This is a genomic window from Novosphingobium acidiphilum DSM 19966, from assembly GCF_000429005.1.
In the GTDB taxonomy this organism is placed as follows: domain Bacteria; phylum Pseudomonadota; class Alphaproteobacteria; order Sphingomonadales; family Sphingomonadaceae; genus Novosphingobium; species Novosphingobium acidiphilum.
On record NZ_AUBA01000003.1, the window covers coordinates 236230 to 256773 of the forward strand.

At 64.7% G+C, this 20544-nt stretch carries 21 protein-coding genes, 1 tRNA gene and 2 pseudogenes; 13 read left to right on the plus strand and 11 right to left on the minus strand.

Annotated features, from left to right (window positions below; translation table 11 throughout):
• Positions 1-11 precede the first annotated feature (11 nt).
• The 4 genes and pseudogenes from G404_RS0103935 to G404_RS20020 form a co-directional block, all read left to right on the plus strand.
• Positions 12-608, plus strand: coding sequence for a regulatory protein RecX (locus G404_RS0103935; protein ID WP_028639938.1), 597 nt, complete (start codon positions 12-14; stop codon positions 606-608).
• Complete coding sequence (locus tag G404_RS0103940; protein WP_051280127.1) at positions 589-1116, plus strand: DUF192 domain-containing protein; 528 nt, start codon at positions 589-591, stop codon at positions 1114-1116. Before G404_RS0103935 ends, G404_RS0103940 begins: the two co-directional genes overlap by 20 nt.
• 72 nt (positions 1117-1188) lie before the next feature.
• Positions 1189-1605 (plus strand): NADH:ubiquinone oxidoreductase subunit NDUFA12, encoded by a 417-nt coding sequence (locus tag G404_RS0103945; protein ID WP_028639940.1) that lies wholly within the window; start codon positions 1189-1191, stop codon positions 1603-1605.
• Positions 1606-1686: 81 nt separating this feature from the next.
• A pseudogene (locus tag G404_RS20020) lies at positions 1687-2049 on the plus strand (DUF2155 domain-containing protein); the annotation flags it as partial.
• A gap of 35 nt (positions 2050-2084) precedes the next feature.
• Here G404_RS20020 and aat read toward each other — a convergent pair.
• Positions 2085-2876: a leucyl/phenylalanyl-tRNA--protein transferase gene (gene aat / locus G404_RS0103955; RefSeq protein WP_028639942.1), complete on the minus strand. Its 792-nt coding sequence runs from the start codon at positions 2874-2876 to the stop codon at positions 2085-2087.
• Between the two features lie 90 nt (positions 2877-2966).
• Between aat and G404_RS0103960 the strand changes: the two genes are divergently transcribed.
• The 3 genes and pseudogenes from G404_RS0103960 (at position 2967) to G404_RS20965 (ending at position 5008) form a co-directional block, all read left to right on the plus strand.
• Positions 2967-3042, plus strand: a tRNA-Trp gene (locus G404_RS0103960).
• 243 nt (positions 3043-3285) lie between these two features.
• Positions 3286-3477 (plus strand): annotated as a pseudogene (locus G404_RS20960) (sensor domain-containing diguanylate cyclase); the annotation flags it as partial.
• 1 nt (position 3478) lies between these two features.
• Positions 3479-5008 (plus strand): sensor domain-containing diguanylate cyclase, encoded by a 1530-nt coding sequence (locus G404_RS20965; protein ID WP_342663690.1) that lies wholly within the window; start codon positions 3479-3481, stop codon positions 5006-5008.
• Here G404_RS20965 and G404_RS17980 read toward each other — a convergent pair.
• Positions 5005-6264: an AMP-binding protein gene (locus G404_RS17980; RefSeq protein WP_169719681.1), complete on the minus strand. Its 1260-nt coding sequence runs from the start codon at positions 6262-6264 to the stop codon at positions 5005-5007. The two genes, G404_RS20965 and G404_RS17980, sit on opposite strands and share 4 nt — an antisense overlap.
• A gap of 353 nt (positions 6265-6617) precedes the next feature.
• Here G404_RS17980 and secE point away from each other — a divergent pair, with 353 nt between their 5' ends.
• The 4 genes from secE (at position 6618) to rplA (ending at position 8713) form a co-directional block, all read left to right on the plus strand.
• The gene (gene secE, locus G404_RS0103980; protein WP_028639943.1) at positions 6618-6812 is read left to right on the plus strand and encodes a preprotein translocase subunit SecE; all 195 of its coding nucleotides are present in this window, start codon (positions 6618-6620) and stop codon (positions 6810-6812) included.
• 50 nt (positions 6813-6862) lie between these two features.
• Complete coding sequence (gene nusG, locus G404_RS0103985; protein WP_028639944.1) at positions 6863-7399, plus strand: transcription termination/antitermination protein NusG; 537 nt, start codon at positions 6863-6865, stop codon at positions 7397-7399.
• Between the two features lie 176 nt (positions 7400-7575).
• Positions 7576-8007 carry a 50S ribosomal protein L11 gene (gene rplK / locus G404_RS0103990; RefSeq protein WP_028639945.1) on the plus strand — a complete coding sequence of 144 codons (432 nt, stop codon included), beginning with the start codon at positions 7576-7578 and terminating at the stop codon, positions 8005-8007.
• Positions 8008-8011: 4 nt separating this feature from the next.
• Positions 8012-8713, plus strand: a complete 702-nt coding sequence (gene rplA / locus G404_RS0103995) for a 50S ribosomal protein L1 (protein ID WP_028639946.1) — start codon at positions 8012-8014, stop codon at positions 8711-8713.
• 75 nt (positions 8714-8788) lie between these two features.
• Here rplA and G404_RS0104000 read toward each other — a convergent pair whose 3' ends face one another.
• The 4 genes from G404_RS0104000 to G404_RS0104015 form a co-directional block, all read right to left on the minus strand.
• Positions 8789-10168: a hypothetical protein gene (locus tag G404_RS0104000; RefSeq protein WP_028639947.1), complete on the minus strand. Its 1380-nt coding sequence runs from the start codon at positions 10166-10168 to the stop codon at positions 8789-8791.
• A 112-nt stretch (positions 10169-10280) separates the two neighbouring features.
• Positions 10281-10838, minus strand: a complete 558-nt coding sequence (locus G404_RS17985; protein WP_156906182.1) for a hypothetical protein — start codon at positions 10836-10838, stop codon at positions 10281-10283.
• The gene (locus G404_RS0104010) at positions 10825-11586 is read right to left on the minus strand and encodes a competence/damage-inducible protein A (RefSeq protein WP_028639948.1); all 762 of its coding nucleotides are present in this window, start codon (positions 11584-11586) and stop codon (positions 10825-10827) included. The genes G404_RS17985 and G404_RS0104010 overlap by 14 nt, the downstream gene beginning before the upstream one ends.
• A 42-nt stretch (positions 11587-11628) precedes the next feature.
• Positions 11629-13125: a flavin-containing monooxygenase gene (locus G404_RS0104015; RefSeq protein ID WP_281170250.1), complete on the minus strand. Its 1497-nt coding sequence runs from the start codon at positions 13123-13125 to the stop codon at positions 11629-11631.
• Between the two features lie 291 nt (positions 13126-13416).
• Between G404_RS0104015 and G404_RS0104020 the strand changes: the two genes are divergently transcribed.
• Positions 13417-14043, plus strand: coding sequence for a hypothetical protein (locus tag G404_RS0104020; protein WP_156906183.1), 627 nt, complete (start codon positions 13417-13419; stop codon positions 14041-14043).
• A gap of 42 nt (positions 14044-14085) precedes the next feature.
• On the opposite strand, the gene G404_RS0104025 is transcribed toward G404_RS0104020, so the two are convergent.
• Together G404_RS0104025 and rimO are read right to left on the minus strand one after the other, a co-directional pair.
• The gene (locus G404_RS0104025; RefSeq protein ID WP_028639951.1) at positions 14086-15486 is read right to left on the minus strand and encodes a serine hydrolase domain-containing protein; all 1401 of its coding nucleotides are present in this window, start codon (positions 15484-15486) and stop codon (positions 14086-14088) included.
• Between the two features lie 41 nt (positions 15487-15527).
• Positions 15528-16937 (minus strand): 30S ribosomal protein S12 methylthiotransferase RimO, encoded by a 1410-nt coding sequence (gene rimO / locus G404_RS0104030; RefSeq protein ID WP_036520352.1) that lies wholly within the window; start codon positions 16935-16937, stop codon positions 15528-15530.
• Positions 16938-17059: 122 nt separating this feature from the next.
• Here rimO and G404_RS0104035 point away from each other — a divergent pair, with 122 nt between their 5' ends.
• Positions 17060-17473 (plus strand): DUF1761 domain-containing protein, encoded by a 414-nt coding sequence (locus G404_RS0104035; RefSeq protein WP_036520353.1) that lies wholly within the window; start codon positions 17060-17062, stop codon positions 17471-17473.
• A gap of 20 nt (positions 17474-17493) precedes the next feature.
• Here G404_RS0104035 and G404_RS17990 read toward each other — a convergent pair whose 3' ends face one another.
• From G404_RS17990 to G404_RS0104050, 3 genes are all read right to left on the minus strand, one after another.
• The gene (locus tag G404_RS17990) at positions 17494-18234 is read right to left on the minus strand and encodes a M23 family metallopeptidase (RefSeq protein WP_051280132.1); all 741 of its coding nucleotides are present in this window, start codon (positions 18232-18234) and stop codon (positions 17494-17496) included.
• Entirely contained in the window at positions 18231-19511 is a 1281-nt protein-coding gene (gene serS, locus G404_RS0104045; protein ID WP_028639954.1) for a serine--tRNA ligase, read from the minus strand. Before serS ends, G404_RS17990 begins: the two co-directional genes overlap by 4 nt.
• 61 nt (positions 19512-19572) lie before the next feature.
• Positions 19573-20538: a glycoside hydrolase family 16 protein gene (locus tag G404_RS0104050; protein WP_051280134.1), complete on the minus strand. Its 966-nt coding sequence runs from the start codon at positions 20536-20538 to the stop codon at positions 19573-19575.
• Positions 20539-20544: the final 6 nt, after the last annotated feature.

Consider the following 20544-nt stretch of genomic DNA (forward strand, 5'->3'; position numbering starts at 1 on the left):
AAGGCGTAATGATGGACGATCAGGGCGAAACGGGCCGGAACCGCGGCCGAAAGGTGGCGCGGCCGCTTGATCAGGCGCGGCTGGATGAAATGGCGCTGGGCTATGTCGCGCGCTTTGCCACCAGCAGCGGGCGGCTGGGCGATTATCTGAAACGCAAGATCCGCGAACGCGGATGGGAAGGCGCGGGCACGCCCGATGTGCCCGCGCTGGTCGAACGCATGGTGGCGCGCGGATATGTCGATGATGCCGGCTTTGCGCTGGCGCGTGGCGCCGGGCTGATGCGGCGCGGCTTTGGCGCGCGGCGCATTGCCCAGACACTGGGTCGCGATGGCATCGATGCGCCGCTGGTGGCGCAGGCCAGCGGCAGCGAGCGCGAACGGCGGGCGGCGGCGCTGGCCTTTGCGCAGCGCCGCAGACTGGGCCCGTTCGGCACGGGTTCACATGAAAATGGCGACAAGCGTCAGGGCAGGATTGATCCCGCCACGCGGGCGCGGCAGGTGGCGGCGATGGTGCGAGCCGGGCATCCCTTTGCCGCGGCCAGCGCGATGATCGATGCGGCCGACAGTGACGCAGCACAGGAATGGGTGGATGAAGCCGATGATTCGTAAGACCTTTGCCATGCTGACCGGCCTGGCCGCTGCGGGCAGCCTGCTGGTTGGTATTGCCGCCTGTTCACCAGTGGCGGCGGGCGACACCGCCGCCAGCGCCTCGGCAAGCGCCAGCGAACCGCAGGTTCATCCGCTGTCGGGGCTGGCGGTCATCCCGCTCCGGGTGGTGACCGCGACCGGGGAGCACAGGTTCCGGGTCGAAGTTGCCGCTTCGTCTGCGCAGCAGGAAAAAGGGCTGATGTTCCGCAATGCGATGGGCGCAGACGAAGGCATGATCTTTCCGATGATCCCGGCGCGCCCGGCGGCGTTCTGGATGCGCAACACGGTCATCGGGCTGGATATCATTTTCATCGGCGCCGATCACAAGGTGCTGAACATTGCCGCCAATGCGGTGCCCTATGACGAAACCGCGCTGCCATCGAAGGGCGATGCCGCCGCCGTGCTCGAGCTGAATGCAGGGCGCGCCGCACAGATCGGGATGAAGCCCGGCGACACCGTCAGCTGGTAAGGTGCGCGCCGACAGCAAACACCGCACGAGCACCTTGCCTCCGCACCCCGGAAAGGGCTAAGCGCAACGGCCATGAGCATCCTTGGCAAAATCTTCACCTGGTGGAACGGCGCCACCTTCGGCACCATGCTTGACAGCGCGCGCAACGGCGTGCGCGTGGGCGAGGATGTGCAGGGCAATGTCTATTTCCGTGCCAAAAAGCCCTTTCCCAAAGGGCATCCCTTTGCCGGGCGCGAACGCCGCTGGGTGATCTATAACGGTGCCAACGATGCCAGCCGCGTGCCGGCCGAATGGCATGGCTGGCTGCACGGCAATTTCGACGGCGTGCCCGAAAGCAATCTGCCCCCGCCACGCGTGTGGGAAGCCGAATTTACCGCCAATGCCACCGGCACTTCGGCCGCCTATCGCCCGCAGGGCGCGCTGGAGCGTGGCGGACACCGTGCCGCGGCCACCGGCGATTACGAAGCCTGGTCGCCCGACCAGGTCTGATCGTACGGGCGCGCTGATCCGATGTCCGGCCCGCACAAGCACGTGATCCGATCGGCGGGATGCCTGTGCCTGCTGTCCCTGATGGTGGCGGGCTGCGGCCGTCAGTCCGAAGCACCGCCGCCGGCCGAAGCGACCGAGACCGCCGGCCCTGCCGCGCTGGCCAGCGGTGTGGTGGAAAGCGATTACGGCACCCCGGTCAAGGATCGCGTGGCGACGCTGGGCCTGATCAACAAGCGCAACAACATCACCCAGGACATCGTGCTCAAGCCCGGCGAATCGCGCAGGGTGGGCAATGTGATCGTCAAACTGGCCACGTGCGAACGCACCGCCCCGTGGGAAGACCCGCAGGAAACCGGCGCTTTCGTGCAGCTGTTCGTCGAAGAGCGCGCGAGCATCCAGGACAAGCTGGCCTGGCACAAGGTGTTTTCGGGCTGGCTGTTCAAGAATGCGCCATCGCTCAACGTGGCCGAACACCCGGTCTATGACGTGTGGGTCAAGGACTGCGCGATGAAATTTCCGGGCGAAGAGGAAGATCCCGCCGCATCGGCCTCAAGGGCGGCAAAGCCCAAGGCCAAGAGCGAACCTGCCCCCGACACCGCCGGCGATGATGATGCCCCGGTGGAAGAGGCTGCACCGCAATAAAGCGATGCCTCGCCCGGCTGCAACGGGCGACACGCCTGCGCCAGCAGGACCAGATATTCGGACTGCGGAATTTCCTCCGCGCCAAGCGATGCCAGGTGCGGCGTGGTGAACTGGCAATCGAGCAATTCGGCCCCGCCGCGGCGCAGCGCCGCGACCAGCCAGGCCAGCGCCACTTTCGAGGCATCGGATGCGCGCGAAAACATGCTTTCGCCGCAGAACGCGCGCGCAAAGCCCACCCCGTACAGCCCGCCAGCCAGCCGTTCCACGCCATCGGGCCCGGTCATCCAGGTTTCGATCGAATGCGCCGCACCCAGCGCATGCAGATCGCGATAGCTTTCGCGGATCCGCGCGCTGATCCAGCTTTCTTCCGCATCGGGGCGTGGTGCTGCGCAGTGATCGATCACCGCATCGAACGCGGTGTTGCAACTGACGCGAAACCGCCCCCGTCGCAACGTCCGCGCCAGCGAATGCGACAGGTGAAACCGGTCGAGCGGCAGAATGGCCCGCATCCGCGGCTCGACCCAATAGATCTCGGGATCGTCGCGGCTGTCGGCCATCGGGAAGATCCCGGCACGATAGGCCCGCAGCAACAGCTCGGGCGGAATGGTCTGTGGATCTTCGCGCGCCATGGCAGTTCGAAATGATCATCTCCCCGGTTGCATCCCATCCGTCAACCCACTATGGGCGTCGCTCTTGCCGGGGCAAAGCCCTTTGGCTGCAGGAGTGTAGCTCAGCTGGTAGAGCATCGGTCTCCAAAACCGAGGGCCGGGGGTTCGAATCCCTCCACTCCTGCCATTTTCCCACAGCAACTTTGAATCCGCCGCATGCCGTGTGTCCGGGGCGGTGGTGCGTGTGACCGATCCGCCACCGCGCGATCCATGAATCGCCGTCAACCACCTTTGGCAAGACGGGCTTCATCTGTCTTACCCAAAGATGACCGCAATGGTGGGGTTGCAACATAAGGGTCCGGCGGCAAGGCGCGGCGCGTTGCGCGAACAGGGCGTGTGGGCACTGATCGCGGCCACCGCCTATGTCTGCATGACCATTGCCACGATCGCGCTGACCAGCGACGGGCGCAACCATCCAACGGTGTGGCCGTCCGATGCGGTGATCCTGGCGCTGTTGCTGGCGCGATCCGGGCGCGACTGGCCGGTGCTGCTGCTGGCGGGCTGGCTGGCCAATCTGCTGGGCAACGGGGTTGAACGCGGCTGGACCGGTGGTGTCGTGCTGTATGGTGCGATCAACATGGGCCAGACCCTGCTGGCCGCACACCTGTTGCGTTTGCCCTGGGGTGGCGCGCGCGCGGTGCGATCGCGATATCCTGACCGACGGGCGCACGATCGTGCGGTTTCTGCTGGCGGCGGGCCTGGCTGCACCCCTGCTGGGCGCCATTCTGGGCACGGCGGTTGCAGCGGCGATATTTGGACAGCCGGCCTGGCCCAGTTTTGTACGCTGGTTTTGCAGCAATGCGCTGGGCTTTGTAATCTTCACCCCGTTTTTCAAGGCGGTGTTCGATGGCAGTTATGCCCGCGCGCTTGAATCCCAGTCGCGCACCGACCTGTTGCGCGGTATTGCCATGTTTGCTGCGCACGCCGGCGTCACGCTGATCGTCTTTGGACAAAGCCGCATGCCGCTGCTGTTTCTGCCATTCCCCACACTGCTGCTGCTGTCGTTCGGGCTGGGCCGGCTGGCCACCCAGGCCGGGGTGATGATGGTGGCGGTGATCGGCGCGATCGCGCTGATCCATCATGGCGGCCCCATGACCATTCTCCACCAGGACATGGCGTTTGAAGTGGTCTGTTTTCAGCTGTATCTGGCGGTCTTGTTGTGCACCGCCCTGCCGGTGGCAACGATCGTTGCCTCGCGCGCCGAGGCGCGCACGCTTCTGGCCGAGCGCGAGGAACTGTTGCGGCTGGTGATGGCGCATTCTCCCGATGCGATCATCGGGCTGGATGGCGCCGGCGTGTGTCGCTGGGCCGATGGGCCGGTCTACGATTATCTGGGGCTGGATCCCGATACGCTGGTCGGATTGCCGATCGATGCGGTGGTGGCACGCGCCGGACTGGCGCTGGGCCAGTTGTACCGCGAAACCGTGCGCGGGCACGACGGTTTGCGCACGGTCGAGCTGCGCCCGGCAGGGCAGGCGCACCTGACGCTTGAGGCATCGTTGCGCATCGCGCCGCACGATCCGGGGCAGATGGTGGGCTCGGTCATCACGTTGCGCGACATCACGGTGCGCAAGGCGCGCGAAATGGCAATTTCCAGACGGATCGAAACCGACGATCTGACCGGTGTGTTCAACCGGGCCGGGTTTCGCCAAAGGCTTGCCCGCGCGATCGAGACGGCAGACGATATGCCCGATCGGCGGCTGACGCTGGCACTGATCGATGTCGATCATTTCAAAGCGATCAACGACACCCACGGCCATGCGGCAGGCGATGCCGCGCTGGTGGAAATCGCCCGGCGGCTGATGACGGGCACGCGTGAAGCCGATGTGGTCGGGCGGCTGAGCGGCGATGAATTCGCGATCCTGTTCCGCTGTGGTGTCGAGGCGGCGCGCGCCATTTGCGATCGCATCGTACGCCTGGTCGCGGCAGAGCCGATCGTGACCGCGGGCAATGTGGTCGTACTGGCGTCGATTTCATGCGGTCTTGCCGAACTGCGCCCGGGGATGAGCCGCGAGGCGCTGTTCGATGGTGCGGATCTGGCGCTGTACGAGGCCAAACGCGCAGGGCGCAATGCGGTGCGCGCGGTGGCCTAACCATCACCGTGATGCAGATGCAGCACGCCGTCGGGATCAAGGTATCCGCGATCGCGCGTCACGATCCAGCCATCGTGCGTCAGCGTTGCGGCGGTCGCCTGCGGCTGGTTCCAGTAGCCGAGCATCGTGCCGGCTGAGCGGATGCGGATCGTGCCGGTGGCGCCTGTCGGCACGGCATTGCCTGCGTCATCGACGATGCCGATTTCCACCCCCGGCAGCGCCTGGCCCACCGCGTGGGGGCCCGCGGCAATCCCCGGCGGCAGCATGGCGACCGTGCCTGCGGTTTCGGGCACGCCATAGCTGCGAATCAGGGTCGCGCCCAGCCTGGTCCGCACCGCGCGGCGCAGTCCGGTGGGCAGGGCGCGGGGCCCGCAGACGATCATGCGCACCTGCTTGCGTCCGATCCGTGCCAGTTCGGGACGCGACAGCATCGCCGCAAGCGTATCGGGCGCCATATACAGCCGGGTCGCGCGGCGTTTGGCCAGCGCATCGATCATCGCGCCGGGGTCATCCGCGCTGCGCACGGCCACCGCCAGCCCGGCCGCCAGCGCCAGCACCACCGGGCCGATACCGGCAATCTGCCAGAACGGCATCGCCACCAGCATCGCCTCGCCATCGTCGGGCGCGACATGGGGCAGGTCGTGGCCCAGCACAGCCTTGCGCAGGCCAAGCAGATTGCAATGCGACAAGACGACACCATGCCGGCCTGCGGTGCAGGCCGTCTCGTAGATCTGCAGCACGGCTGCGTTGGGCGACGGCAGCGCAAAGCCGCCAGGCCGCAGACCGGCAATCCACGCCCGGGTCTGGTCCGGGTCAAACACCCGCACCACGCTGCACAGGCCCGCAAAATCTGCGTCCTGCACAGTCTGGTCGCGCTGCGCAAACACCAGCCTGGCCCCGGCGTCGTCGGCAATGGTGCGCGCCATTGCGGCGGGCAGTGCTGGGTCGATCGGCACCATCACCACCCCGCTGCGGGCTGCCGCAAACAGCACAACCAGGAACAGCGCGGCATCATGCCCGTACCACGCGATGCGATCACCCGCACCCACGCCCAGGTCGGCAAGTCCGGCGGCCACTTTGGCCGTTACCAGATCGAGTTCGGCAAAGCGGATCAGGTCGGCACCGGTGTCGATGGCGATCGCATCGGGTCGATCCTCTGCCCAGAAGCGCAGATAGCCGTCAAACGTGAAAATATGCGCTGTGCGTTCGGCGGTGCCTGGCACAGCCAAAGCCCAGGCGAGGTGCGGCCCGCCCATGCATGCTCTCTCCCGGTCGGGTGCCGCAGGTTGCGTGCCTGTGGCATCACCACGTTTCATCGTGTGCCGGGATTGCCCCCCGGTCGTTGCGCATCTGGCCACGCCTTTGCGGCACGCGCAACTGGCATTTTTTGCATGGCGGTGCGGCGGGGCGCGGTTCGCGGCACCCGCTGCGCGCTGCTCTTGCGTTTTTGACCGCTGCCGACTAGATGCGAATCTCTCCCGCACCTTGGAGCCCTGCCTGCCCCTCCCGGACTTGTCCGGGGCGGCGATGGCCCCTAGGTAAAAGACGCAGTTTGTTTCGTAGCAAACCTTTCGTTGGCAATTCTTTCGTTGAAGGCACAATCGCAGCCATGGCCAGGACAAGCCCGACCGAGTTTTTCAATCAGGTCAAAGCCGAAGCGCGCAAGGTTGTCTGGCCCACCCGCCAGGAAACCACCACCACCGCGATCTTTGTCGCGCTGATGATGCTGTTGCTGTCGGTGTTCTTCCTCGGGGTCGACAGCCTGTTTGGTTATGTCGTTCGTCTGCTGCTTTCGCTGGCATGATTGCCGCGGCCGGTGCCCCGCGCCCGGCCGGATTAATTCAGGAACCCACCATGGCCCGTTGGTACATCATCCACGCCTATTCCGGCTTTGAAAACAAAGTGCGCGAGGCGATCCTGTCCGAAGCCGAGCGCAAGGGCCTGGCCCAGCTTGTCGAAGCGGTCGAAGTGCCGACCGAAACGATCACCGAGGTAAAGCGCGGCAAGAAGATCCAGGTCGAACGCAAGTTCATGCCCGGCTATGTGCTGGCCAAGCTGACCTTGAACGACGATATCTATCACCTGGTCAAGAACACCGCCAAAGTGACCGGTTTCCTTGGCACCAACAACAAGCCGCAGCCGATTTCCGAAAAGGAAGCCCAGCGCTATTTCGGCGCGCGCGAAGCGGCCGCTGCCGAACCCAGCACCCAGGTCGCGGTCGATTACGAGATCGGCGATTCGGTCAAGGTCAACGCGGGCCCCTTTGCGTCGTTCAACGGCGTGGTCGAGGAACTGGATTTCGAAAAGCAGCGCGTCAAGGTGTCGGTGTCGATCTTCGGTCGCGCAACGCCGGTCGAACTGGCCTTCGAAGAAGTCGAACTGGTCAAGTAATCTGCCGATCCTTGCTGACCCGAAAGAGGATTAGCTTGCAATTTCGGCGCGTGCTGTTACCCGCGCCGCCTTCACCCGGCCCTGGTCGGGTGATTCCGCTGCGGGAGGCACCATCTGGTGCTGTCTGACCGCTAACTCTGCGGGGGCAACCCCAACAGGACGACAAGGAGGCCACCATGGCCAAGAAGATCGACTGCTACATCAAGTTGCAGATCAAGGCTGGCGAAGCCAAGCCGTCGCCGCCAATCGGGCCCGCACTGGGTCAGCGCGGCGTCAACATCATGGGTTTCTGCAAGGAATTCAACGCCGCCACTCAGGAAGTGGAAAAGGGCACGCCGCTGCCGACGGTGATCACCGTCTATGCCGACCGCTCGTTTACCTTCATCACCAAGACTCCGCCGGCCACGTTCTTCATCAAGCAGGCGCTGAACCTGAAGTCGGGTTCGAAGCTGCCGGGCAAGACGACTGCCGGAACGATCAAGCGTTCGCAACTGGACGAGATCGCGACCGCCAAGATGAAGGATCTCAACGCCAACAGCATCGAACAGGCGTCGAAGATCATCGAAGGTTCTGCCCGTTCGATGGGCATCCAGGTTGTGGAGGGCTGATCCGATGGCAAAGCAGACCAAGAAGACCAAGGCGCTGACCACCAAGCTGGGCGACAACCAGAAGCTTTACGGCATCGATGAAGCCATCGCGCTGCTGAAGGAACTCAAGAGCGCCAAGTTCGACGAATCGCTTGAAGTTGCGCTGAACCTTGGCGTCGATCCGCGCCACGCCGACCAGATGGTCCGCGGCATGGTTACGCTGCCTTCGGGCACCGGCAAGGACGTCAAGGTTGCCGTGTTCGCACGCGGTGACAAGGCCGAAGCGGCTTTGGCCGCTGGCGCCGACCGCGTCGGTGCCGAAGACCTGCTGGAAGAAATGCAGGGCGGCAACGTCGATTACGGCCGTGTCATCGCCACCCCCGACCTGATGGGTCTGGTGGGTCGCCTGGGCAAGATCCTGGGCCCCAAGGGCCTGATGCCGAACCCGAAGCTGGGCACCGTGACGCCGAACGTGGCCGATGCGGTCAAGGCGGCAAAGGCCGGCCAGATCGAATTCCGCGTTGAAAAGGCCGGGATCATCCACGGCGGTATCGGCAAGCTGTCGTTTTCGGACGAAGCGTTGCGCGCGAATTTCGACGCGTTTGTCGATGCGATCGTCAAGGCCAAGCCGGCCGGCGCCAAGGGCAAGTATGTCCGCAAGGTCGGCCTGTCGAGCTCGATGGGCCCCGGCCTGAAGGTCGACGTTGGCCAGGTTTACGGACACTGAGATCCAACGCCGCCGATCCTTGCGGGTCGGTGCACAAGAACAGCGGGCCGGGAGCAATCCCGGCCCGTTTTCGTTTCAGAACGCAACCCACGTAAACAGCCGCAATGCGTTGTTGTCGGCGGCATTGGCACCGTTTCCATCGAAATTGCTGTGCGTGCCGTTGAACTGGCCGTAGGCGGTGTATTGCGCGCCGAACCGGACGTTGACCAGCGGCCCCAGTGGCCCGTTGCCGGCACCCCACGGGGTGTAATCGATCTGCGTCATCACGCCGTTGCTGTCGGGCCGGGCAAACGGCCCGCCATACAGGAACGTGTTGGCCGGGCCGGTGATAGTAAACGCGCTAAGCGTCAGGCCGACCCTGCCACGCCAGGAATAGGCCAGATCGCCGCGCCATTCGCCCAGATGGGTGCGCGCGCAACCGCCCGGCAGCGCGTTCAGCGCGCAAGTAGCCGCCAGGTTCTGCGCTTCATGCGTGTAACGCCCCTGCAGCGTCAGGGTATCGCCCTTGGCCATGGGCAACAGATATGACCCGTCAAGGCCCACATCGGCATAGTGATCGGTCAGCCCGGTCGAACGATCGCGCGCCGGATTGATCGCAGCTTTCAGCGCAAACGCGCCCAGATGCACCGTGCCCTTGCCCAGGTCGTGCTGCCACACCAGGCGGCCATAAGGGGCCACGCCGTTGATATCGCCCAGCCCGATCGGATCGGCACCCAGCCAGGTCAGCGTGCCTGCCGCCGGCGTGGTATAACCGCCTGCCTCCAGATAGACATGGTGGTTGATCCAGGCATAGGCCGACACACCGATGACCTGCTGCGCCAGCCCGCCATCGATCAGCGTGGCCGCCCCCGGGGTCTGCGCCACCGCGCCGCCGGTATAAGGCCAGCCCCAGGCCGGGGTGCTGTTCCACGCATCCTGCGCGGTGGGGTTGTTGTTGATGTCAAACCCGTAGGTTGCATCGGCGCCAAACAGTTTGCCCTGGTTTACGATGCGCATGTCGAGGTTGTCCCACGACCAATGCTTGCCGATGCCATCATACGTGACTTGGGCCAGCCCGCCGACATGCTGGCCGATCGATCCGCCCAGAAACACGCTGCCCTGATCGAACGTGACATTGTCGTTGGCTTTCAGATTGTCGGGCGGTGGCACCTGGTCGGCGCGGGTGTGGGTATAGGACCCGATCGCCATGGCCGACAGCGGCACGTTGAACGGCTTGGTGCGCAGGGTATAGCCGTTCAGTTTGAATTCGCGGCCAAACGCGGTCAATTGCGGGCCGAAGCCGCCAACATGGCAGGCCTGGCACGGCATCCCGGTCTGGTCGGCAAAGCTGGGCACGGCTGCGGCCGGGCGGGTCAGGCCCAGCGCGGCAAGGCCGATGGCTGCGGGCAGCACGACACGCCAGGCAAGCGTTGCGTTGTGCAGCGCATGCCGACGGCTGGCGGATAAGCGTGGCATGTGGATTCCCCTGTCAGGACCGTCATGGTCATCCCCTGATGAGAAAACATCAGGCCACGGTCGGGCAGGCTTGTCCTTGATCCCGGTCACAAAACAGCTTCGGAATCTACGTTCAGCGCGGGTCGATGTTGGCCCGGGTATAGCATTCGCTGACCAGGCTGTAGGCCAGCCCGTCATTGCGGTGCAGCACGGCGGTGTCGTGCTGGATCGTACCCGTAGGGCACGGCGCGGCCGAAGCGTGGGCCTGTGGTACGCGGTGCAGGCCGATCGGCGCCACCACTTTGCCGAACGGCACACGCGTGGTGTCAAGCGTGTGGTTCATGTCCGGGGTCAGCCGTGCGGGAACATACCAGTTGCGCGCATCCGACAGAACGGTGTTGCCGCACGTCAGCAGCACGTGCCGCACCCGCACCGGCTCATCCGCGCCCACGCCCAGCGCCGCGCGGATTGCGGGGCTGGCGGGCACGGCTGCGGCATCGTCCTGCGCCACGGCCAGCACGTGCGCCGGGGCCATGATGCCGCGCCGTTCGCACCATTGTTCCAATGCAACGGTCGCGCTGTCGTGGCTGGCCAGCGTCTGGCGGAATTCGGTCAGGGTGCCGGCCTGCGCGCAGGCGCCCGTCAGCGCCAGCAACAGCACGCCCGCCCGGCGCACGTCAGATGCCGCCATCGAACGGTTCGCGGCCCAGGGCGCTCAGCGCGTCGGACAGCGCCGTGGCGCACGCAGACACCACCGCGGTGTCGGTCGACCGGATCACGAAATTGGCGCCGACGCGGCCTTCGCGAAAAAATGGATAGCTGCCGATCGACACGCCGTCATGGTTGCGTTCGGTGTCGCGCAGCAGTTCGGCGATCTCGCTTTCGGCAACCCAGCAGCCCACAGTGCGCGACAGCAGCGGCAATCCGCCCTCAAGCGTGCCGGTCATGCCATCGAGCATCTGTGCCGTGATCGACGGCACGCCCGCCATCAGGAAAATGTTTTCGGCATGAATGCCCGGCGCGCCCGACAGCCGGTTTTCGATCAGCCCCGCACCTTCGGGTACGCGCGCCATGCGCAACCGTGCCTCGTTCAGGCCGCCGCGCGTGGCGTAATAGGCATCGAGGATGGCATGCGCGCGCGGGTGGATCACCACCGGCACGCCCAGCGCCTGCGCCACGGCATCGACCGTGATGTCATCGTGCGTCGGGCCGATGCCGCCTGTCGTAAACAGATAATCGTTGCGCGCGCGCAAGGTGTTCACCGCCTCGACAATCGCGTCCATCACATCGGGCACCACGCGCACTTCGCGCAGGCGGATGCCCTGCACCCCCAGCCACGAGGCGACCTGGGCAATGTTCTTGTCCTGCGTGCGGCCGGACAGGATTTCATCGCCCACGACAATCAGCGCGGCGGTCCAGATGCGGGTGGTTTGGGTCATCATGCGCGATCGATAAAGCAATGCCGGTGCGGCGCAAGCATCCTATTCCGCGGCTTCGAGCACCTCTTGGGGCAATGCTGCGGGGGCGGGGTCAAGCCGCAGCACCCCATCGTCGATCGGATCGTTTTTCATCCAGGCGCGATCGCGCACATAGTCCTGATTGAGCCGCCAGCGCATGTCCGATGCGTTTTTGGGCAACAGGTGCCGCGCGCGCGCAATATAGCCCGAAGAGAAATCGAACGGATCGTCTTCGACCAGATCGTGATCGGCGGGCAGCACCGGCGTGGCGACTGCCAGGTTTCGTTCTGCCATCAGGTTGATCAGGCGGCAGACATAATCGGAAATGATATCCGCGCGCAGCGTCCACGATGCGTTGAGATAGCCGAACACCGCCGCCAGATTGGGCACGTTCGAAAACATGCACGCCTTGTAGTAATAATGCTGCGACCAGTCGATCGGCACGCCGTCCAGGCTGAACGCGATCTTGCCCGCCATCGTCATGGTCAGCCCGGTGGCGGTAACGATCACGTCGGCATCAAGATGCCGGCCCGATGTCAGCTGGATCCCGGTGGCATCGATGCGATCGATATGGTCGGTCACCACGTTGGCCTTGCCGGCGCGGATCGCGGCAAACAGATCGCCATCGGGGATCAGGCACAGCCGCTGATCCCACGGATCGTAGGGCGGGGTGAAATCGGTGGCGCTGTAATGGTCGCCGAGCATCGACTGGGTCTGTTTGGTCAGGAATGCCTTGACCTTGTCCGGCCGGGTGCGCGCGCGGTGAAACACCAGCGATTGCATCGTGATGTTCTTGTACCGGGTCAGACGATAGGCCAGCTTTTCGGGCAGCACGCGGCGCAGGAAATTGGCAATGCCGTCACGCGCCGGGCGCGATGCCATCCACGTCGGCGTGCGCTGCAGCATGGTCACGTGTGCGGCCTTGGCAGCCATCGCCGGCACCACCGTTACCGCGGTTGCACCCGATCCGATCACCACCACGGTCTTGCCGGTATAATCCAGATTGTCGGGCCAGAATTGCGGATGCACGATCTGCCCGGCAAAATCGGCCTTGCCGGGGATCTGCGCGTCATAGGGATCATCGTAATCGTAATAGCCCGATCCCAGGTAGACGAAGCGCGTTTCCAGCGTGCGCGGCCCTTCGGGGGTGTCGACCTCGAGCCGCCACAACCCGGCGCTGCTGTCCCAATTGCCGGCAATGACTTGCGTGCCGAACCGGATATGCGGGCGAATGCCGCGTTCATCGGCGATGCGGTCCAGGTATTCCAGGATCGAAGGGCCGTCGGCGATCGATTTTTCGTGCCGCCAGGGTTCGAACACAAAGCCCAGTGTGTGCATGTCGCTGTCCGAACGCACCCCGGGATAGCGGAACAGATCCCAGGTGCCGCCGATGCGTTCGCGCCGGTCGAGCACCAGATAGCGTTGATCGGGGCACATCGCCTGCATATGCGCGGCCATGCCGATGCCCGAAATCCCCGCACCGACGATGATCACATCAAGCGGACCATCCCCGTTTGCCACGCCAGCGCCCATTACCATCTCCGGATGTTGTTTTAATCGATTCCTTAAATTCTAGGCGAATTTGTGATGGATGGCCAGAGTGCGCAAAGAGTGCGCATCGGGCCAGGCGCGCGGCGCCGATTATCGCGCGCGACACAAGGATTTGCACACCCGCACCCCACCATCGCCCCGGGCCTGATCCGGGGCCGGGCTGCCGTCTTTTTGTTGACGCGATCAACGACTGCGCAATAGCCTGACTTTGTCGTACGATCGATCGGTCGAAGCTGGCCGAATTTCCGGGGGGAGCGCGCCGTGATGATGCAATCCATTTTGGCGGTTCCAGCCGCGCTTTTGTCCGTTGGAGCGTCGACGGAAAAACTGCCGGAGCACCTGGTCTTGGAGCCATATCCAGATGCCCAGGTCTGGAAAGAGGTGACACACGACACTGTGGGCGCGAAATTTCTGATCGAACGCGTGCCCTCCGACCAAAACGCTGACCATTACAAGGATATCCTTGTCGCCATGGCGCTTCCCGAAAAACGCGGCGCGGACCCGTCCGTGGCGCTTCGAGGTATAATTCAACTGGCCGGCGGCAAATGCGATGCGGTACGCGCAAATGGTCCCAAAGCACAGATCGAAGGCGGATTTAATGTCGCATACGGGCAGGTCTATTGTGGCCGGCAGCGCGGTACATCCTTTGGCTTGAAGATTTTTTATAAAATCATCCAGGGCAATGACGCGCAGTACGTCGTTTTGCGTGAACGACATGTCGCGCCCAGTACCGTGGGTGGCATACAGTCGTTTTCAAAGGATCAGATGAACGCTGTCATCGAAGAGATGAAATCAGATGCGCTTGCCAATACATATCTGATAAAATCGGTCTATTTGTGTGGATCGTCGTCCGCGGACGACCGCTGCAAGGCCCAGACTCCGTCCTGAATTCGAATTGGGCCTGCGCGTCCGGGGGCGTGTCCCGGGCTGCTAATCCTGGCTGATCAGGAACTGTTCCCAGCGGCCTTTGGGGCCGCGTTCGGCATACGTGATCACGGTGTAGTCGTGGCCGTGGCATCGGGCGGCGAAATTGCGGTTGACGAAACCGCCGCGCAGGCGGGGTTTTGCCCGCGCGGTCAGGGTGCATGCGCCCAGCGCGGTCAGCGACGTGCGGTAATCGGCCACGGCTTGCGGGGTGAAATAGGCGCGGGCGTCATCGGTGAAATGGCTGGCGATCAGGTGCCCTTTGCCAAGTGCCGCCCATTCGGCGCGGGCATCGGCGAGGCGGGCAACTTCGCCGGTCTGCGCCTGGATGGCGCGCGGCAGGATCACTTTGCCGATTGCCTCGGTCAGTGTGCCCTGCACATCGGCAAAGCCGGCATTGGTCAGCACCACCACCGCCGCGCGATCGTCGGGCCAGACGGTGTTTTGCGACAGGAACCCGACCGATTCGCCGCCGTGGTTGATCAACCGGCGCCCGTCGCGTTCGGCGACAAATACGCCCAGGCCGTAATCGGTGCTGGTGCCATCGGTCAGCCGCACCGGAGTTTCCTGTTCGGCCCAGTCCTTCGGCGTCAGCACCGTGCGATCAAGCCGCGCGATGTCCCACCGCGCAAGTTCGGCTGCGGTCATCGACAGTTCGCCCGCGGCATACAGCCAGCCGTGCGCGGGCGGGGTCACCTCGCGCACCGGGCCCAGCGCAAACCGGTTGTAGCCATGCGGAAATTGCGGACCGTTGGCATCGTCGATGAACAGCGGGTGGATGCCCAGCGGGTGAAACAGGTATGTCTCAAACAGGCTGGCCAGCGGCGCGCCGCCAGCCAGTTCGGCGATGCGCCCCGCCACGACATAGCCGGTGTTGGAATATTGCCAGCGCGTGCCGGGGGCATAATCGAGCGGTTTCATCGCCCAGCGGCGAATGATCGCGTCGGGCGTGGTGGGCGTCGCCATCGCCTGGAATGCATAGTCCTGCGGCCAGTAATCCTGCAGGCCCGCGGTGTGCGACAGCAACTGGCGCACGGTGATCTGGTCGGCCTGGCTCACCTGGGGCAGCCACCTGGCCACTTTGTCGTCCAGCGACAGGCGGCCCTCGTCGGCCAGCCGAAGGATCAGTGCGGCCAGGAATTGTTTGGAATTCGATGCAATCTGGAACGGCATCCCGGGCGTGGCCGGGCCCAGCCTGTCCGATGCCTTGCCCCAGGCGCGCGCGAGCACCAGTTTGCCATCGCGCACCACCGCAATCGACACGCCGGGCACTTTGGTACGCGCCAGCGTGTCGGTAACCGCGGCGTCGATCGCGGTTGCCTCGTCGGGCGACAGCGCCTGGGCCATGGCGGACAGCGGCAGCGCGCACAGCGCCAGCGCGACGAATGCGCGAAGGGTTCGGTTCATGCGTTCCTGATTAGCCGCTGATGCGCGTCGCGCAACCGGCTTCAGGTGCCCGAAATGACCCCGAACAGATCATGCGCATCGGCCTCTTCGACCGTGACATCGACAAAATCGCCCTGGGCCAGCGTGGCGGGCACATTGCGCAGATGGACCGCGCCGTCGATTTCGGGGGCGTCGGCCTGCGATCGTCCGGTGGCGCCGATATCGCCGTCTTCATCGGCTTCACCCACGTCATCGATGATCACGCGGATCGTGCGGCCGACCTTTGCCGCCAGCTTGGCACGGCTGATGGCCTCGGTCTTTTCCATGATCCGGGCATAGCGTTCTTCCTTCACCGCCTCGGGCACCGGATCGGGCAGGGTGTTGGCCGCAGCGCCCGCCACCGGTTCGAACCGGAACGCGCCGACGCGATCAAGCTGCGCCTCGTCCAGCCAGTCGAGCAGATAGCGGAAATCATCCTCGGTCTCGCCTGGAAAGCCGACCACAAAGCTGGACCGGATGGCGATATCGGGGCAGATTTCGCGCCAGGTGCGCAGGCGTTCCAGCACTTTGGCCTCGTTCGCCGGGCGCTTCATCGCGCGCAGCACTTTGGGGCTGGCATGCTGGAACGGGATGTCGAGATAGGGCGTCAAAAGTCCCTCGGCCATCAGCGGGATCACCGCTTCGACATGCGGATAGGGATAGACATAGTGCAGGCGGACCCACGGCACATCACCCCGGGGCGTGCGCAGGCCGCCCAGTTCGCGCGCCAGATCGGTCATGTGGGTGCGCACCGGTTGCCCCTTCCACTGCCGTTCCTCGTGCCGCACATCCACGCCATAGGCCGAGGTGTCCTGGCTGATGATCAGCAGTTCGCGGGTGCCTGCGGCCACCAGTTTTTCGGCTTCGCGCAGCACGGCATCGATGCGGCGGCTGACCAGGCCCCCGCGCAGGCTGGGGATGATGCAGAAGGCGCAGGCGTGGTTGCAGCCTTCGGATATCTTGACATAGCTGTAATGGCGCGGGGTCAGCTTGACATCGCCGGGTACACTTTGCGGGATCAGATCCACGTAGGGACCCATGCCCGGGGGTGCTGCGGCATGCACCGCGTCGACCACATCCTCGTACTGGTGCGCGCCGGTCACCGCCAGCACATCGGGGAATTGCGCGCGGATCGCATCGGCCTCGTTGCCCATGCACCCGGTCACGATCACCCGGCCGTTTTCGGCCATCGCCTCGCCAATTGCGGCCAGGCTTTCGGCCTTGGCCGAATCGAGAAAGCCGCAGGTGTTCACCAGAACGACATCTGCGCCCTGATAATCCGGGCTCATGTCATAGCCGTCGGCGCGCAGCCGGGTCAGGATGCGTTCGGAATCGACCAGAGCCTTGGGGCAGCCAAGGCTGACCATACCGACACGCGGCGCGGAAGGGAGGACAAGCGGGGAATGTTGATCAGCCATCAGGCGGCGGCGCATAGCGGGTTTTTTGCGCCGCGTCACGACATGACCGAATTGCCATGCCTGGTGCCAGGCGGTATGCGCGATTTCCGTCATTCAAACCGCCTCTTCGAGGCCAAGGGCGGGTGGAGCGCGCTGCAATGGGTCCGGTAAACTGGTTGGCGGTGCTCATTGCAACATTGGCGGCCTTGGCGGTGTCTTCGGTGTGGTACGGGCCGTTGTTCGGGCGCGCGCGCCTGGCAGAGCTGGGCCCGGGCGGGCTGGGCCATCGCGCCGCGCCGTGGCGCACGCTGGCGCTGACCTTTGCGCTGCTGCTGGTGTCATCATCGATGATCGGTCACATGTTTGCCCGCGTCGGGCCCGACACCCTGGCTGCCAAGCCCTGGCTGTATTTCATGATGTCGGGCGGCCTTGCCGGCGCGTTCGTGATCCCGGCGCTGGGCATCAATTACCGGAACCTGCGCATCAGTTTGCGGCTGGCGTTGATCGATGCGGGGTTCTGGCTGGTCGCCTATCTGGCGATCGGACTGACCTTTTTCCTGATGGCGCGGTAGGTCTTCCCCCACCGGCTGGATCAAAGCCTTATCGGCAATGCCGCGACGGGATCATGCGGCACATTGTCGTGGCGCAATTCGAAATGCAGCGTGGGCTTTTTGACTTCGCCGCTGGCGCCGATCCGCGCGATCGGTTCGCCGGCACGCACGCTGGCGCCCTGTTTGACCGAGACTTTGCCCAGATAGGCATACGCCGTGGCCCAGCCGTTGCCGTGGTCGATCACGATCAGCTGGCCAAACCGTTCGGGCTCGGTTCCGGCAAAGACAATCTGGCCGGCGGCGGCGGCGCGCACGGTCATGCCGGAAAATGCGGCCAGGTCGATGCCGTTGGCGGGCAGGCCGTGGACACGCGCGGAAAACCGCGTGACCACCGCGCCCGATGTCGGCCACATCAGCTTTGGCGTGCCGGGTTCGGCCGCGTGCGTGGGTTCGGGCAAGGTGCGCGGCACTGGCGCGATGCGCAGCACCGGAACGGCGCGCGCTGCCGCCGGCGGGCGGCGCACCGGATGTTTGTCCTGCACCGGAATGTCGGCCGGATCGGGCCGTTTGAGCACGGTGCCGGGCATCAGCCGGGCTTCGGGATCGATGCCGTTGGCGCGGGCGAGTGCGGTGGTCGAAAGACCCATCCGCGCGGCAACCGCGGCCAGCGTGTCGCCGGGCTGAACGGTATAAGTCCACGCCACGATCGGCGGTGCGGCGCCGGCCGGGCCGGGCACTGCGGCGGGTACCAGGGCCAGCGCCGCCAGCAACGCGCGTTTCACGGCAGTGGCACCAGGCGGGTCAGGCCACCGGCATAAGGGGCCAATGCTGCCGGCACGTCGACCGAACCGTCGGCCTGCTGGTAATTTTCCAGCACCGCAACCAGCGTACGGCCAACGGCCAGACCCGATCCGTTGAGCGTATGGACAAATTCGGTGCCCTTGGCACCCTCGGGGCGATAGCGCGCATTCATCCGCCGCGCCTGAAAATCGCCGCAGTTGGAACACGACGAAATCTCGCGATAGGCGCCTTGTCCCGGCAGCCACACCTCCAGGTCATAGGTCTTGCGCGCGGTAAAACCCATGTCGCCGGTGCACAGCAGCATCTTGCGGTACGGCAGGTTCAGCGCCTGCAGTACCGCCTCGGCGCAGTGGGTCATGCGTTCGTGTTCGGCCTCGGACTGGTCGGGCGTGGCGATTGAGACCAGTTCGACCTTTTCGAACTGGTGCTGGCGGATAAAACCGCGCGTGTCGCGCCCTGCCGCGCCCGCCTCGGAGCGGAAACAGGGGGTCAGCGCGGTCATCCGCAGCGGCAGCCCGCCTGGCGCCAGGATCTGTTCGCGCACCGAATTGGTCAGGCTGACCTCGGCGGTGGGGATCAGCCAGCGGCCATCGGTGGTGCGGAACAGGTCTTCGGCAAATTTGGGCAATTGCCCGGTACCGAACGCAGCCTCGTCGCGCACCAGCAACGGCGTGATGCATTCGACATAGCCATGGGCCCCGGTCTGCATGTCGAGCATGAATTGCGCCAGCGCGCGGTGCAGCCGCGCCATGCCCCCGCGCAGAAAGGTAAACCGCGCGCCCGACAGCGCCGCACCGGTTTCAAAATCGAGGCCGAGTGCGGGGCCGATGTCGGCATGTTCGCGCGCTGCAAAATCAAAGTCGCGCGGCGTGCCCCAGCGTGCGATTTCGACATTGTCGGCCTCGTCCGTGCCCTGGGGCACGTCGTCGGCGGGAATGTTGGGGAGGGATGCGAGCAGCGCGCTGAGCTCGGCCGTGTGGCGCCGCTCGTCCTCCTCGAGTGCTGGCAATTGGTCCTTCAGCGCGGCCACTTCGGCCTTCAGCGCGTCGGCGGTGGCATGATCGCCTTTGCCCATCGCCGCGCCGATCGCCTTTGACGCTTCGTTGCGGCGGGCCTGCGCCTCTTGCATCCGGGTCAGCAGATCGCGCCGTGCGCTGTCGCATGCGACAATGGCGGCGGCAGCAGGCGCAGCGCCACGCCGGGCAAGCCCTGCGTCAAAGGCGGCGGGGTTTTCGCGGATCAGTCGGATATCGTGCATGGTGGCACTGCCTATGCCCGCCCGGGCGTCACGTTTCAACCCGGGCGGATACAGGTCGGGATCATCCGCAGCCGTTGGCGCGGTCGCACTGGTAGATATGCACCCAGTCGATGCTCAGGCTCTTGGGAAAACCTGCCAGCTGTACCCCGCCCTGGTCATGGCTTTCGGGCCACTGGCCGCCGATCGCCAGATTGAGGATCAGGTAGAACGGGCGGTCGAACGGCGCATTGCCCACCGCAGGCGCGGGCACGGTCTTTTGCAGCGGATCGCGCCAGTTGTGCAGTTTGATATGGCTGTAATCCTTGCCGTCGACGTACCAGACCATTTCGTCCGGGCTCCAGTCGACGCGATAGGTGTGCCAGTCGCCTTCGCTGCCCTTGGGCAGGGCAAAGGCCTTTTGCTGCGACAGACCCTGATAGTGGTGCATGTTGCTGCCGTAATGGATCGTGCCATAGATCTGGTTTTCGACCCCGCCGATGCAGCTACCGCATTTCACGCCAAGATTGACCGCCTCCATCACGTCGATTTCGCCCGAACCGGGCCAGGGGCCATAAAGGTCCTTTTCGGGCAGCAGCCAGATTGCCGGCCACACGCCCTGTCCGGTGGGCGATTTGGCGCGCACTTCGACCCGGCCATAGGTCAGCGTAAACTTGCCCTTGGTCGATACTTTGCCCGATGTGAACGGCTTGGTCGCAGGCGGCGGTATGACCCCGTCCCTGGGCATATCCTCGGACAGCGCGGGTCCGGTTGCCTTTTCGAAATGCGCGGTCAGGTCAAGCTGCCCGTCGTGCACCGCCACATTGTCGGGGCGCCGGGTATAGCATTCGCGCTCCATGTTCCCGCCGCCCCAGCAATCCTGATAGGCGTGCCATTTGGCCGGATCGATCGCGGTGCCATCGAATTCATCCGAAAACACCAGTTTCCAGCCATCGGCTGGCGTCTGCTGCTCTGCCATGGCGGCGGCGGTCCATGACAGACCGCCGCACAGTGCCGCGCCGAGCCCGATGACACATCGGATCTTGCGCATGATTTT

What these genes read in the sequence shown, in the direction of transcription:
- G404_RS0103940 (WP_051280127.1), top strand. Translation starts at nt 589, where the DNA reads ATGAAGCCGATGATTCGTAAGACCTTTGCCATGCTGACCGGCCTGGCC.
- G404_RS0104050 (WP_051280134.1), bottom strand. Translation starts at nt 20,538, where the DNA reads ATGCGCAAGATCCGATGTGTCATCGGGCTCGGCGCGGCACTGTGCGGC.
- rplK (WP_028639945.1), top strand. Translation starts at nt 7,576, where the DNA reads ATGGCCAAGAAGATCGACTGCTACATCAAGTTGCAGATCAAGGCTGGC.
- nusG (WP_028639944.1), top strand. Translation starts at nt 6,863, where the DNA reads ATGGCCCGTTGGTACATCATCCACGCCTATTCCGGCTTTGAAAACAAA.
- G404_RS0103945 (WP_028639940.1), top strand. Translation starts at nt 1,189, where the DNA reads ATGAGCATCCTTGGCAAAATCTTCACCTGGTGGAACGGCGCCACCTTC.
- G404_RS0104035 (WP_036520353.1), top strand. Translation starts at nt 17,060, where the DNA reads ATGGGTCCGGTAAACTGGTTGGCGGTGCTCATTGCAACATTGGCGGCC.
- G404_RS17980 (WP_169719681.1), bottom strand. Translation starts at nt 6,264, where the DNA reads ATGGGCGGGCCGCACCTCGCCTGGGCTTTGGCTGTGCCAGGCACCGCC.
- G404_RS20965 (WP_342663690.1), top strand. Translation starts at nt 3,479, where the DNA reads ATGGTGCGATCAACATGGGCCAGACCCTGCTGGCCGCACACCTGTTGC.
- G404_RS0104010 (WP_028639948.1), bottom strand. Translation starts at nt 11,586, where the DNA reads ATGACCCAAACCACCCGCATCTGGACCGCCGCGCTGATTGTCGTGGGC.
- serS (WP_028639954.1), bottom strand. Translation starts at nt 19,511, where the DNA reads ATGCACGATATCCGACTGATCCGCGAAAACCCCGCCGCCTTTGACGCA.
- G404_RS0104025 (WP_028639951.1), bottom strand. Translation starts at nt 15,486, where the DNA reads ATGAACCGAACCCTTCGCGCATTCGTCGCGCTGGCGCTGTGCGCGCTG.
- G404_RS0103935 (WP_028639938.1), top strand. Translation starts at nt 12, where the DNA reads ATGGACGATCAGGGCGAAACGGGCCGGAACCGCGGCCGAAAGGTGGCG.
- aat (WP_028639942.1), bottom strand. Translation starts at nt 2,876, where the DNA reads ATGGCGCGCGAAGATCCACAGACCATTCCGCCCGAGCTGTTGCTGCGG.
- rplA (WP_028639946.1), top strand. Translation starts at nt 8,012, where the DNA reads ATGGCAAAGCAGACCAAGAAGACCAAGGCGCTGACCACCAAGCTGGGC.
- G404_RS0104000 (WP_028639947.1), bottom strand. Translation starts at nt 10,168, where the DNA reads ATGCCACGCTTATCCGCCAGCCGTCGGCATGCGCTGCACAACGCAACG.
- G404_RS17985 (WP_156906182.1), bottom strand. Translation starts at nt 10,838, where the DNA reads ATGGCGGCATCTGACGTGCGCCGGGCGGGCGTGCTGTTGCTGGCGCTG.
- secE (WP_028639943.1), top strand. Translation starts at nt 6,618, where the DNA reads ATGGCCAGGACAAGCCCGACCGAGTTTTTCAATCAGGTCAAAGCCGAA.
- rimO (WP_036520352.1), bottom strand. Translation starts at nt 16,937, where the DNA reads ATGCGCCGCCGCCTGATGGCTGATCAACATTCCCCGCTTGTCCTCCCT.